This window comes from Sphingobium sp. SA916, from assembly GCF_002894065.1.
GTDB lineage: Bacteria > Pseudomonadota > Alphaproteobacteria > Sphingomonadales > Sphingomonadaceae > Sphingobium > Sphingobium fuliginis.
Window position 1 is genome coordinate 38,967 of the sequence record NZ_LXYF01000002.1, and the last position, 12,718, is coordinate 51,684.

Consider the following 12,718-nt stretch of genomic DNA (forward strand, 5'->3'; position numbering starts at 1 on the left):
TCAAAAATCAGGGTGAAAACGGCGATCATCGGCGTGGATCGGCTTGGAAGCGGGGCCCAGCAGATTTCGGTCAGGCATCTGATGTTGAAGGAAGCCATATAGAGGACATAGCGTGGAAAGCACGTCAGACAACGCTAAGGGCGAACAATCGGTGAACGCTTACCGGGCATATGACCCGCTCTGGCGGGATCGGCCGTTTCAGTCGGCGACCTGCGTGACCTCCGCGATCAGTTCGAGAATCTGCCCCGCATGCTCCTTGCGGCAGATGAGAAGGTCGGGGAGGTAGACGTCTTGTCTATTGTAGACGAGCGGCGAGCCGTCGATCCGCGAGCAGTGGAGGCCATGGGCGACCGCGACCGCGACCGGGGCCATGCTGTCCCATTCATATTGCCCGCCCGAGTGCAGATAGATATCGGCCTGGCCCAGGATGACCGCCATCGCCTTGGCGCCGGCGCTGCCCATGGGGACCAGCTCCGCCCCCAGCCGTTCCGCGACCGCGACCGCCTCGGCGGCGGGGCGGGTGCGGCTGATCACCATGCGCAGCCTGTCCGGGGCAGGCGGCACGGTGACCGGCTGGTCGGAGCGCAATAGCGTGCCGCCATCCAGACCCGGCAGTGCGACTGCGCCTATGGCAGGCTGCCCGTCGAGGGCCAGACCCACATGCACCGCCCAATCGCTCCGCTCCTCGCCATATTCGCGGGTGCCGTCCACCGGATCGACGATCCACACCCGGCTCATGGCGAGCCGGTCGGCATTGTCCTTCTCCTCCTCGGAGAGCAGGCCGTCCTGCGGCCTGACCTCGCGCAGGGCGTGGCACAGGAACTGGTTCGCCGTCTGGTCCCCCGCCTTGCCCAGCGCCTTGGGGCTGAACAGGCCGCTTTCCCGCACATCGATCAGGATGCGCCCGGCAATCTCCGCCAGATGGGCGGCGAGATCGGCGTCGGTCATGTTTTCCACCGCCGCGCTCATGGGATCAGCCTCGCAACGATGGCATCGGCCGCTTCTTCCGCCGTCATGGCGGTGGTGTCGACGCGGATCTCCGGATCTTCCGGCGCTTCATAGGGGCTGTCGATGCCGGTGAAGTTCTTGAGCTGACCCGTGCGCGCCTTCTTGTAAAGGCCCTTGACGTCACGTGCTTCGGCCTCGGCCAGCGGCGTGTCGATATGCACTTCGACAAACTCGCCCGGCTGCATCATCTGCCGCACCATCTCGCGCTCGGCGCGGAAGGGCGAGATGAAGGCGGTGATGACGATCAGCCCCGCATCGGTCATCAGCTTGGCGACTTCGCCCACGCGGCGGATATTCTCCACCCGGTCGGCATCGGTAAAGCCCAGATCCTTGTTCAGCCCATGACGCACATTGTCGCCGTCGAGCAGGAAGGTATGGCGGTTCATCCGCGCCAGCTTCTTCTCGACAAGGTTGGCGATGGTCGACTTGCCCGCGCCCGAAAGCCCGGTGAACCACAGCACGGCCGGCTTCTGGTTCTTGAGGCCCGCATGGAAATCGCGGCTGACATCGGTCGCCTGCCAATGGACATTCTGCGCCCGCCGCAGCGAGAAGTGCAGCATCCCCGCCGCCACCGTGGCGTTGGTGATCTTGTCGATCAGAATGAAGCCGCCCAGCGTGCGGTTCGTCTCATAGGGTTCGAACACGATCTGCTTGTCGGTCGACAGGTTGGCGACGCCGATGGCGTTCAGCTCCAGCGTTTTCGCCGCCAGATGCTCCATCGTGTTGACGTTGACCTGATATTTGGGGTGCTGGACCGTGGCGGTGACGGTCTGGGTGCCGATCTTCAGCCAATAGGGGCGGCCGGGCAGCATTTCTTCGTCCGCCATCCAGACGATGGTCGCTTCGAACTGGTCGGCGGCCTGGGGCGGATTGTCCGACGCCGCGATCACGTCGCCGCGCGAACAGTCGATCTCATCGGCGAAGCACAATGTCACCGACTGACCGGCGATCGCTTCGTCCAGATCGCCACCCAGCGTGACGATGCGGCTGATCGTGCTGGTCTTGCCGGAGGGCAGGACGCGGATCGCATCGCCCTTGCGCACCGTGCCGGTCGCGATCTGGCCGGAAAAGCCGCGGAAGTCGAGGTTCGGGCGATTGACCCACTGCACCGCCATGCGGAAGGGCTTTGCCTGATCGGAGACCTGATCGACCTCGACGGTCTCCAGATGCTCGATCAGCGCGGGCCCCTTGTACCAGGGGGTGTTGGCCGACGGGCCGGTGATATTGTCGCCCTTGAAGCCGGAAATGGGCATGGCCGTGAAGGCCTTGATGCCGATCGAGTGGGCGAACTCGGTATAATCCTTGACGATGCCGTCATAGACCGCCTGGTCATAGTCGACCAGGTCCATCTTGTTGATGGCGAGGACGATATTCCTGATGCCGATCAGATGCGCCAGATAGCTGTGGCGGCGGGTTTGCGTCAGCACGCCCTTGCGCGCGTCGATCAGGATGACGGCAAGGTCGGCGGTGGACGCGCCGGTCACCATGTTGCGCGTATATTGTTCATGCCCCGGCGTGTCGGCGACGATGAACTTGCGCTTTTCGGTGGCGAAGAAGCGATAGGCGACGTCGATGGTGATGCCCTGTTCGCGCTCGGCGGCAAGGCCGTCGACCAGCAGAGCGAAGTCGATTTCCTGCCCCTGGGTGCCGACGCGCTTGGAGTCCGCCTCCAGCGCGGCGAGCTGATCCTCGAAGATCATCTTGCTGTCGTAGAGCAGGCGGCCGATCAGCGTCGACTTGCCGTCGTCCACCGATCCGCAGGTGATGAAGCGCAGCATCGTCTTGTGCTCATGCACCTGCAGATACTGGTCGATGTCCTCGGCAATGAGGGCATCGGTCTTGTAGATAGGTTCGTCGAGCGTGTCGGTCATGTCATCTGTCCCGTCATCCCGGCAAAGGCCGGGGTCGCATTGGTCTGGTTCGTATCAGGAGGCGAAAGACCCCAGCCTGCGCTGGGGTTGACGCTTGGGAACGCTTCGCATTCCGTAGTGCGTCAGAAATACCCTTCCTGCTTCTTCTTCTCCATGCCGGCGCCGCCGGCATCCTTGTCGATGGCGCGGCCCTGCCGTTCCGATGTGGTGGTGAGCAGCGTTTCCTGGATGACTTCCGGCAACGTCTTCGCCTTGCTCTCGACCGCGCCGGTCAGCGGATAGCAGCCCAATGTCCGGAACCGGATGGAGCGCATCACCGGCTCCTCTCCAGCCTTCAGCGGGAAGCGTTCGTCATCGACCATCAGCAGCATGCCGTCGCGCTCCACGGTCGGGCGCTCCTGCGCGAAATAGAGCGGCACGATGGGCACGTCGTTCAGATGGATATATTGCCAGATGTCCAGCTCGGTCCAGTTGCTGATCGGGAAGATGCGGATGCTCTCGCCCTTGTTCTTCTTGGCGTTGTAGAGGTTCCACAGCTCCGGCCGCTGGTTCTTGGGGTCCCAGCCGTGGCTGGCGGTGCGGAAGGAGAAGATGCGCTCCTTCGCCCGGCTCTTCTCCTCGTCGCGCCGCGCGCCGCCGAACGCCGCGTCGAAGCCATAGAGGTCGAGCGCCTGCTTCAGGCCTTCCGTCTTCCACATGTCCGTGTGCAGCGCGCCATGATCGAACGGGTTGATCCCGCGCTCCTGCGCTTCGGGGTTGTGATAGACCAGCAGTTCCATCCCCGATTCCCGCGCCATCCGGTCGCGCAGATCGTACATCGCCTGGAACTTCCACGTCGTGTCGACATGCAGCAGCGGAAAGGGCGGCGGCGAGGGGTAGAAGGCCTTGCGCGCCAGATGCAGCATCACCGCCGAATCCTTGCCCACGGAATACAGCATGACGGGCTTTTCGGCCTCCGCAACGACCTCCCGCAATATATGGATGCTCTCCGCCTCCAGGCGCTGGAGATGCGTCAGCCCTATCCGTGGCTCTTTGATCATGAAATTCCTGCCGATAGCAAATGGACACTATCTGCTCGGTAGCAATATAAGGTGTCGATTCCGAGCTATCGATCAGCATTCAAAGTGCCAAATGAATAGCGATTCCGTCAAGGATAGGCTAGTACGATCGTAGCCGATCCGAATGATGATAACAGTAACATCTTGGGTATCTATCGTCAAAAATATGAATATTTCCCGTAACCGCGTATCAGGGAAATCATCCGATTATATTTTTGGAACCAGAAGAGATCGTCCGATAAATCAGCTTCTCCTGATAAGGTCGATCGCCTATCATCACGATAATCCGGAGAGAAGAGAGCGCAGGTAAGGGCCGATATGTCGATAAGACCTTATGACGCTGCCCGTCATGCTGAGGGCACAAGACTGGACTTCATATTCCCGCAGGAATTCGAAACGTCTCTCGAAGCGGCCAAGGCTACAGTTGGTGCCCGCTTTGAAGTCCGGCGGTTTTTCTGGCGGGAACGGAACGAGATCGTCTTCACGCCGCCGTGCAGCTATTTCGAATTGACCCACTTCCCGTCCGTGGGTCGTTATCTCGCTTCTGCCTGCGACTTTTGCGAGCAGGGCGAAGTGCGCTTTTATCCGGCCGCGCGTCCGTTCCAAATGCATTGGCAGGAACGCGAGCAAAGATCGCTATTTTGCAGAATAGATATTCCCGCGATTACCGGATTGCCGATGGAACTTTCCGATCAACAACTGCGCGACACCATAGACATGCGCAATCCCCACGTCAGGGCGCTGCTTCTAAGGGCGCAGCAGGAACTGGTGGCGCCGGGGCTGTGTTCGCAACTCGTTCTGGATTCGATCAGCGTCGGGCTTGCAGCCGAAATGGTGCAGCAATTCGGCCCGGAAACGCAAGCCGAATTCACCAGTCGCCGGACGTTCGACCAGCGCTATCTGGCCGGCCTTGTCGCACATATCCGGGAGCAGCCCGGCAGGGTCGAGATCGGGCAGTTGGCGGCGGAACGCGGCATCAGCGTCCGTCATTATGAACGCCTGTTCCGCGCCGCGACGGGCGAAAGTCCCGCAGCCTTTTGTCGCCGTCATATGCTGGCTCTGGCAAAGGACTTGCTGATGGACCGATCGCTTCTGGTCAAGGAGATCGCCTATCGCTGCGGTTTTGCCAATACGGCAAGTTTCAGTGTGGCCTTCCGCCAGATGGAGGGCTGTTCGCCGCAGCAGTTCCGCGACCGGCTTTTGATCCACTGACGCCCATTGGTGTAGCCGCAATTTTCGACATCTGTTTCCGATAGGCGACATCGAGGCCGCCTGCGCTTTTCATCGGTGCCCGGACCGGTCATCCTGCCCAAAATGGTCGTCAGACCGGTTTGAGAGAGGATGGCAATGACATTTGGATTTCCGGACGCGGACGCGCTGCTGGCGCAATATCCGCTGCCTGATTATTTACGGGACAATGTGCGGCCGGGGCTCGAACAACTGCTCGCCTCGATGGAGGAAGACCGGGCACTCAACGCCAATGGCCATGCCCGGGCGCTGCATATCATCGCCGATGACTTGTCCCGGCTGAAGGCGATCGCCGACGATCGGGCGCGCTATCCCAACATTGCCAATGTCGAAATCAGGCAGCCGCTTTTCATCCTCGGCCTGCCCCGGTGCGGCACCAGTTTCCTGCACGCCCTGATGGAAGGCGACCCGCAGATCCGCACGCCGCTGATGTGGGAAGTGGCCGAGCCATCGCCCCCGCCCGAAGCCGCAACCGCCGATACGGACCCGCGCATCGCCCGTTTCGACGAACATCTGCGCGCGCAACTGGGCGGTGATGCCGACGAATTGCTCAAAGCCCATCCGCTCGGCGCCAAGATCCCGCAAGAATGCGGATCGTTCATGACGACGTCGTTTCAGAGCAGCAATCCGTGCATGTTCCAGCATCTTCCCCGCTTCTACGACTGGTTCAAGGGCATCGACGCGACCTTTCGTTACGAGGTCCATAAGATGTGGCTTCAGCATCTGGGCTGGCGGCATCCCGGCAGGCATTGGGTGCTCAAGATTCAGGAGCATATGTATAAGCTCCCGGCGCTGCGCCACGTCTATCCCGATGCGATCTTCATCCAGCCGCATCGCGACCCGACCACCGTCATCGCCTCCATCTCCCAACTGATCAGCGTCATCCGTGGGCCCTCCTACGACCGGCTCGACCTGCATGCGCTGGGCGCCGAATTTCTGCAACTCTGGTGGGACGGGGTGAAGTGCTGCATGGATTACCGCAAGGCGCATCCGGACCTGCCGATTTACGACATGCGCTACAAGGATCTCGTTGCCGACCCGGTTTCGACCATCCGGGCCGCCTATCACCATTTCGGCTGGGATTTCACGCCGGACTCGGAAAAAGGCATTCTGGGCTGGCTGCGGGAGAATCCGGCGGGCAAGCATGGGCCGCGCAGCTATACGCTGGCCGATTATGGCCTGACCGCCGAACAGGTGAGCGACAGGTTCGCCGAATATATTGAGACCTACCATGCCTATCTCTAATACGTCCCAGTGGCGCGCCTGGCTGGAGCAGATGGCGGGGGCGGAAAGCGTGCTGGACAGGCTGGCCGATCCCGATGATCCACAGGCCCGGGCCGAGGCGCACCGCCTGTTCTTCGCCATCCTCGCCACCGGCTATCAGACGGCCTTCGCCGATCCCGATCATCCCGATTTCGTGCCGTCGGTCAGCAGCGTGCTGAACACGGTCGGGGTCAATCCCGACTTCATCTATGGCGCGGCGCGGATCGACGGCAGCGGCGTTTACAGGTTGTCCGGCACGCGCGGGGATGGGGTTTTCGTGTTTCTCGATCTGGTCGCGGGCGGTCTGGGACCGATGGAGGATATGGGGGCTTCGGTGGGCATGATCGATCTGGATGCCTGCACATTGGGACCGGACGGCGCATTCGACATCCTGTTGGGCGGCGAGCGGCCGGAGGGTCATGCGGGCGACTGGTTCCCGCTCGACCCGCGCGCGGTCACCATTGGTCTGCGCCATGCCTATTATGACTGGGGCGCGGGGCGCGATCTGCGCATCGCGATCGAACGGGTCGACCGGCGCGTGGGCGGCGGTCCCGTGCCCGCGGCCGAGATCGCCCATCGGCTCGATCGCCTGTCGGCCTTCGTCGAACGCTATGCCGCATTCGCCTTGGGCTATGGTCAGCGACAGCGGGCGCAGGGCTTCGTCAACAGGCTGGAATATGACGACTGGGCCGGTCGCGGCGGCGTTGCCGGGCAGCATTATTATCAAGGCATCTTCCGGCTGGAACCGGGGGAAGCGATGATCATCGATACGGCGGTGCCCGATCAGGTGCGCTATTGGAACGTGCAGCTCAACGATCCACTGTGGAACACGATCGACTGGATCAACCATCAGAGCAGCCTCAACGCAGCGCAGGCGCGGCTCGACGGCGACGGCCGCTTCCGCGCCGTCATCGCACTGGACGATCCGGGCGTGCCCAACTGGCTCGATCCGGCAGGCCGCAACGAAGGGTCGCTGATGCTGCGCTGGACCGGCGCGAGTTCCGGGCCGGAGCCGACGCTCAGACTCGTGCCCGCGGCAGAGCTTCGGTCGCATCTTCCCGGCGACACGCCGCTGGTCACGCCGGAGCAGAGGGACGAGATGATCCGTAACCGTCGGCGTGGCGCGCAATGGCGACGGCGCTGGTGACGGGATCGACCCCATCCGGCGAAAGGTTGGCCGCGTCGTAATCACCGATATGACAGGCGTTCAGCGCGGCATCTTTTGATCCCGCCGCCGCCCCGTTTGGGAAAGACTATGCGGATGGACTTTGCAGGCAAGGTCGTACTGGTCACCGGCGCCGGGTCGGGCCTGGGCCGGGCGGCGAGTCTCGCCTTTGCTCGGGAAGGCGCGGCACTGTGCCTTGTCGGGCGCAGCCGGGCCAAGCTGGAAGAGACCGGGCGGTTGATCCGCGACGCGGGTGGCCGATGTGTCGAACTGGCTTGCGATCTTGGCGAGCCGCGTGGCTGTAGGGAGGCGATCGAAGCGGCGATGACGGCGTTCGGCCGGCTGGACGTGCTGTGCAATATCGCCGCCGATGTCATGTTTCACCGCTTGTTGGACATCAAGGAAGAGGAATGGCACCGGACCATCGCCTCGAACCTGTCCGGTCCCTTCTTTCTCATGCAGGCGGCCATGCCGCACCTGATCGAGAGCAAGGGCAATATCGTCTGTGTGGCCTCGACCGCCGGTTTCATGGGGCAGGCCTATCTGGCGCCTTATACCGCCTCCAAATTCGGACTGGTCGGTCTGACGCTGTCGCTCGCGATGGAGATGATGGACAGTCCCGTGCGGATCAACGTCCTCTCGCCCGGCCCGATGCGGACGGAAATGACGCAGGGCATGTCCTTCCCCGATTTCGCCGATCCCCGGCTGCTCGCGCGCTACACGGGCATGCGCCCGCCCTGTCCGCCCGAGGATGTGGCCGAACCGCTTCTGTTCCTTGCGTCCGATCGCGCGCGTCATGTGCATGGCGCCTGCTGGGCGGTCGACGGCGGCATTACCGCCGGCTAGAGCGTTTTCGAAGCGGGTGGAAACGCCAGTTCGGCCAAGCCAATCACCTGCTGGCTCGGAAAACGCGTCAAATCAAAAGACTAGAGCAATCGAGCCGATGCAATCGGATCGGAATCTGCTCTAGGCAGCTTCTCTATCCTCCGATGGGATAGAAGACCGACTTCTGATTTTGATATTCGTGCAGCCAGTCCGGACCATATTCCCGTCCGATGCCGGAGCGCTTGTAGCCGCCGATTGGCGCATAGGTCATCCGCCCGGTCCCGCCATTGAGCATGACGCTGCCCGCGCGGATCTGCATCGCCATCTCATAGCCCTTGGCGGCGTCGGCGGTTTCGATGCCGCCATTCAGGCCATAGCGGGAATCGTTGGCGATGCGGATCGCCTCTTCGTCGCTATCGAAACCGATGATGCAGCCGACCGGACCGAACACCTCTTCCTGGGCAATCGTCATGCTGTTGTCGACATCGTCGAAGATCGTGATGTCCGTGAAGAAACCCTTGTCGAGGCCCGCCGGACGCCCGCCGCCATGCACGATCCGCGCCCCTTCGTCGCGGCCGATGGCGATCAGCCTTTCGACCTTTTCCCGCTGGGATTCGCGGATCAGCGGCCCCATCGCCACGCCGGGATCGGCAGGATCGCCGATCCTGAACTGGCTGGCGATGGCGCAGGCGGTTTCGACGAACGCCTTCCTGATGCTGTTATGGACGACGAGGCGCGTGAGCAGGGCGCAACCCTGGCCCGCATTGACCGAGAGTACCGCGACCGCCATGCCCGCGGCGCGGGCGACGTCGGCATCCTGACGGACGATCAGCGCGGACTTGCCGCCCAGTTCGAGGTGCACGCGCTTCAATGTCGGTGCGGCTTGCGCCATGATCGCGGCGCCCACCCCTTCGGAACCCGTGAAGGTAACAAGGTCGACGCACGGATCGCTGGTCAGGGTCGTGCCGACCTCCGGTCCACCGGTCACGATGTTCAGCACGCCTTTGGGCAGGCCGATCTCTTCGGCAATCTCCCCGAACAGCAGCGCGGAAAAGGGTGTGAAGGGCGACGGCTTCAGCACCATCGTATTGCCGGCGAGCAACGCGGGCACGATCTTCGCCAGATTGATGAGGAAAGGGAAATTATAGCCGGTGATGGCTGCGACGACGCCCACCGGCTCGCGCACCACGGTGGTCCCGCCTATTTTCTTCGGCCCGTCGGGGTTGAAGGGATCGGGGGTGATGTCGATGGGCAGGCGGACGCTGTCGTCGCGCGTCGAATGTTCGACGGCGGCCAGCAAATGGTCGAGCGGATTGGCGACCTGCATGCCCTGGGTGATGCCCTGCGAACAGCCGACTTCCGCGACGATCAGCGCCGCGATCTGCTGCCTGCGGGCATCCAGGGCGGCATGCATCCGGCGCAGGTACGTGGCGCGCTCGGACATGGCCATGCGCGGCCAGATGCCCGTGTCGAACGCATCGCGCGCGGCCGCGATCGCGGCCTGCACGGCGGCGGCATTGCCCACCGGCGCGCGACCGATGACCGCTTCGGTGGCGGGGTTGATGATAGCGTCGCGTTCGCTCCCGCTATCGACCCAGGCGCCATCGATATACAGCTTGTCGAATGCGGTGAAAGACACGGTCATAGGGCAGGGTCCTGACTGGGCCGCAGGATCATGTCCGCGGCGTTGAGCGCGATGGCCATGGCCGGCGCATTGGTATTGCCCGACACGATGGTCGGCATGATGGAGGTATCGACCACGCGCAGGCCAGTGACGCCGCGCACGCGAAGTTGCGGGTCGACGACGGAGGCTTCATCCGCGCCCATGCGGCACGTCCCGCAAATGTGGAAGGATGTGCCGCCAAGCGCCATGGCGTTGGCAAGAATGTTCTCGTCCGCCTCTATACCGACGGTCTTTCCTGTTTCCTCGACGATCCAGTCTTTCAGCGCGGGTTGTTGCGCAAGGCAGCGGAGCCAGCGAAACAGGGCGACGAAATGGCTCCGGTCGGCATCGGTGGCCAGATGATTGGCGTCGATGACCGGCGGGACATCCGGATCGGCCGAGCTTATCCTGACATGGCCCTGGCTGTCGGGCCGCATATAATAGGCGATGACGGTCATGCCGGGATAGGGGTCGAGCGCGACCGCCCCCTTGTCGTCCGTGTGAAAGGAATAGAGGCCCAGGCCGACCTGCGCGTCGGGCCGGTCGAGCGTGGCATCGGTCTTGACGAAGCCGCCCACCTCATGCGCCGCATGGGTCAGCGGACCTTTCGATCCGAAAGCATAGCGCAAAGCCGACATGATGAGGCCCAGGCCGGACAGTTTCTGGTTCAGGCTGTTCCTCCGAACCCTGTAGGTAAAGCCCAGATAGCGATGTTCGCGAAGGTTGGCGCCGACGCCGGGCGCATCGACGACGATCGGGATGCCGAGCGATTCAAGCAGGGCGCGGGGACCGATGCCCGACAATTGCAGCAGCTTGGGGCTCTGCACCGCGCCTGCGGAGAGGATGATCTCCTGCCGTGCCGCGACCTCATGCACGCCATCCTTGTTGCGCAGCAGGATGCCGCTCGCCCGCTGCCCGTCGAACAGGATGCGCAGGACGTCGGTACGCGGCACGACGTCCAGATTCGGCCGGCCTCGCACGGGCTTGAGAAAGGCGCGGGAAGCGGAGAAGCGCTTGCCGCGATAGGTAGATGTCGGCTGATAGGCCATGCCGCCCTCGGACACGGCCGGCATGTCGTTCATGTCATCCACCCGTTGCGTCCCGGCCTGCTCGGCGGCGGTCAGGAACGCTTCGCAAAGCGGGTCGCCGGAAGGGTGGACGCTGATCTTGAGCGGGCCGCCGGCGCCGCGCCACGCCTTGGCGCCCAGCACATGGTCCTCCAGCGTCACGAAATGCTGGCCCATCCTCTGCCAGCCCCAGCCGGTGCAGCCTGCCGCTTCCCAGCCGTCGTAATCGGCCGGAGCGCCCCGCACATAGACCATGCCGTTAATCGAACTGGACCCGCCCACCGCGCGGCCCTTCAGCCATATTTCCTGGGGTGCGTTCCCGCCGGGCGAAACGGCGTAATCCCAGACATGGGGATTGCCCGGCGCCAGCAGCTTGCCGATGCCGCGGGGCATGGCGATCAACGGGCTGCTGTCGTCCGGTCCCGCCTCCACCAGCAGAACCCTGACGGTCGGGTCGGCCGACAGACGATTGGCCAGCACGCAGCCGGAAGAACCCGCTCCCACGATGATATAGTCATAGCAATCAGCCGGCATGTTCGCTCTTTTCTCAGGCATGTCGCGATGAAACAGCAATGCGGGCCCTGGCTGACCTGCCAGACGGCAGGGCGGCGCTGTTCGACCTGAGCAGGTCAGCCGAATGCCAGGGGCAGGCCGGGCACGTCCCAGTCGAAACATATGACCTTGCCGGAACTGCCCAGCGTGACGAAGGCCACGCGCCCGTCCGCGCCGCCAAAGCAGATATTGGTCGTCAGAAAGTCGCCCGTTTCGATCTGCTCGGGCGTTCCGCCTTCCGGCGGGAAGATCAGTATCGCGCCCTCGCCGGGCGAGGCGCAGCAGATGCGTCCGGCGCTGTCCACGGCCAGACTGTCGAGATATTGACCGGGGCCGGCCCGGCCGACGATGCTGTGCCCGTCCGGGGAGGGCGACGCCGATTTATCGATCACGCCGGGCGCCGACAACCGATAGCGCAGCAGATGCGCCTCATAGGTGAGGGCGACGTAGAGAGTGCGTCCATCGGGCGAGAGGCCGACGCCATTCGCCCCGTCCAATGGTCCGGCGGCCAGCCGAATCTCCGACCCGTCCGCCCTGGCATAATAAAGCCCGCCCCGCATTCGCGCCGCGCCGCGATCCCTACCGAAATCGGTGAACCAGAAGCCCCCCTCTGCATCGAAGACAAGATCATTCGGTCCCCAGAAGGGCGTTGCTTCGGTGGATGCGTATAAGGTTTCGAAGGCGCCGCTGGCCGGATCGACGACCTGGATCATGCCGGGCGGCGTATCGAGAGGCGCCTCGATCGGCAGAAGCCCGCCATCTGGCAGGGTCATTTTGCCGAAGCCACCATTGTTGCAGACATAGATGCGCCCGTCAGGACCGATCGCCGCGCCATTGGGACCGCCGCCCAGATCGGCCATAGTGGTGCGCGCGCCGTCCGGGCCAAGGCGGGACAGGCGGCCGCCGAGCACCTCCACCAATATGAGGCTACCATCGGGCTGCGCGATCGGTCCCTCTGGCATCAGCAGTCCGCTTGCAAAACAGGTCATCTCGTCCTT

At 63.3% G+C, this 12,718-nt stretch carries 11 protein-coding genes; 4 read left to right on the forward strand and 7 right to left on the reverse strand.

What is annotated here, in order from left to right; all coding sequences use genetic code 11:
• Positions 1 to 198 precede the first annotated feature (198 nt).
• The 4 genes from A8G00_RS01895 to A8G00_RS24945 form a co-directional block, all read right to left on the reverse strand.
• Positions 199 to 969 (reverse strand): 3'(2'),5'-bisphosphate nucleotidase CysQ, encoded by a 771-nt coding sequence (locus A8G00_RS01895; protein ID WP_066563142.1) that lies wholly within the window; start codon positions 967 to 969, stop codon positions 199 to 201.
• Positions 966 to 2,879 carry a sulfate adenylyltransferase subunit CysN gene (gene cysN / locus A8G00_RS01900; RefSeq protein ID WP_102999817.1) on the reverse strand — a complete coding sequence of 638 codons (1,914 nt, stop codon included), beginning with the start codon at positions 2,877 to 2,879 and terminating at the stop codon, positions 966 to 968. The genes A8G00_RS01895 and cysN overlap by 4 nt, the downstream gene beginning before the upstream one ends.
• Before the next feature lie 122 nt (positions 2,880 to 3,001).
• A complete protein-coding gene (cysD, locus tag A8G00_RS01905) occupies positions 3,002 to 3,919 on the reverse strand; it encodes a sulfate adenylyltransferase subunit CysD (protein ID WP_066563138.1) in 918 nt (305 codons plus the stop codon).
• 294 nt (positions 3,920 to 4,213) lie between these two features.
• The gene (locus A8G00_RS24945) at positions 4,214 to 4,567 is read right to left on the reverse strand and encodes a hypothetical protein (protein ID WP_216365586.1); all 354 of its coding nucleotides are present in this window, start codon (positions 4,565 to 4,567) and stop codon (positions 4,214 to 4,216) included.
• 48 nt (positions 4,568 to 4,615) lie between these two features.
• Between A8G00_RS24945 and A8G00_RS01910 the strand changes: the two genes are divergently transcribed.
• The 4 genes from A8G00_RS01910 to A8G00_RS01925 all read left to right on the forward strand — a co-directional run bounded on the left by A8G00_RS01910 (position 4,616) and on the right by A8G00_RS01925 (position 8,459).
• Positions 4,616 to 5,149, forward strand: coding sequence for a helix-turn-helix transcriptional regulator (locus A8G00_RS01910; protein ID WP_066563955.1), 534 nt, complete (start codon positions 4,616 to 4,618; stop codon positions 5,147 to 5,149).
• A gap of 135 nt (positions 5,150 to 5,284) precedes the next feature.
• Entirely contained in the window at positions 5,285 to 6,430 is a 1,146-nt protein-coding gene (locus A8G00_RS01915; RefSeq protein ID WP_237230104.1) for a sulfotransferase, read from the forward strand.
• Positions 6,417 to 7,595, forward strand: coding sequence for a hypothetical protein (locus tag A8G00_RS01920; protein WP_237230102.1), 1,179 nt, complete (start codon positions 6,417 to 6,419; stop codon positions 7,593 to 7,595). The genes A8G00_RS01915 and A8G00_RS01920 overlap by 14 nt, the downstream gene beginning before the upstream one ends.
• 114 nt (positions 7,596 to 7,709) lie before the next feature.
• Entirely contained in the window at positions 7,710 to 8,459 is a 750-nt protein-coding gene (locus A8G00_RS01925) for an SDR family NAD(P)-dependent oxidoreductase (protein ID WP_066563952.1), read from the forward strand.
• Between the two features lie 133 nt (positions 8,460 to 8,592).
• Here A8G00_RS01925 and A8G00_RS01930 read toward each other — a convergent pair whose 3' ends face one another.
• The 3 genes from A8G00_RS01930 to A8G00_RS01940 form a co-directional block, all read right to left on the reverse strand.
• A complete protein-coding gene (locus tag A8G00_RS01930; protein WP_066563132.1) occupies positions 8,593 to 10,083 on the reverse strand; it encodes an aldehyde dehydrogenase family protein in 1,491 nt (496 codons plus the stop codon).
• Positions 10,080 to 11,702 carry a GMC family oxidoreductase gene (locus A8G00_RS01935; RefSeq protein WP_102999818.1) on the reverse strand — a complete coding sequence of 541 codons (1,623 nt, stop codon included), beginning with the start codon at positions 11,700 to 11,702 and terminating at the stop codon, positions 10,080 to 10,082. The genes A8G00_RS01930 and A8G00_RS01935 overlap by 4 nt, the downstream gene beginning before the upstream one ends.
• 95 nt (positions 11,703 to 11,797) lie before the next feature.
• Entirely contained in the window at positions 11,798 to 12,709 is a 912-nt protein-coding gene (locus A8G00_RS01940; RefSeq protein WP_066563942.1) for an SMP-30/gluconolactonase/LRE family protein, read from the reverse strand.
• Positions 12,710 to 12,718 lie beyond the last annotated feature (9 nt).

Bases quoted from the DNA above. Each gene is read 5' to 3' on its own strand.
- A8G00_RS01895 (WP_066563142.1), bottom strand. From the start codon at position 969: ATGAGCGCGGCGGTGGAAAACATGACCGACGCCGATCTCGCCGCCCAT.
- cysN (WP_102999817.1), bottom strand. From the start codon at position 2,879: ATGACCGACACGCTCGACGAACCTATCTACAAGACCGATGCCCTCATT.
- cysD (WP_066563138.1), bottom strand. From the start codon at position 3,919: ATGATCAAAGAGCCACGGATAGGGCTGACGCATCTCCAGCGCCTGGAG.
- A8G00_RS01910 (WP_066563955.1), top strand. From the start codon at position 4,616: ATGGAACTTTCCGATCAACAACTGCGCGACACCATAGACATGCGCAAT.
- A8G00_RS01915 (WP_237230104.1), top strand. From the start codon at position 5,285: ATGACATTTGGATTTCCGGACGCGGACGCGCTGCTGGCGCAATATCCG.
- A8G00_RS01920 (WP_237230102.1), top strand. From the start codon at position 6,417: ATGCCTATCTCTAATACGTCCCAGTGGCGCGCCTGGCTGGAGCAGATG.
- A8G00_RS01925 (WP_066563952.1), top strand. From the start codon at position 7,710: ATGGACTTTGCAGGCAAGGTCGTACTGGTCACCGGCGCCGGGTCGGGC.
- A8G00_RS01930 (WP_066563132.1), bottom strand. From the start codon at position 10,083: ATGACCGTGTCTTTCACCGCATTCGACAAGCTGTATATCGATGGCGCC.
- A8G00_RS01935 (WP_102999818.1), bottom strand. From the start codon at position 11,702: ATGCCGGCTGATTGCTATGACTATATCATCGTGGGAGCGGGTTCTTCC.
- A8G00_RS01940 (WP_066563942.1), bottom strand. From the start codon at position 12,709: ATGACCTGTTTTGCAAGCGGACTGCTGATGCCAGAGGGACCGATCGCG.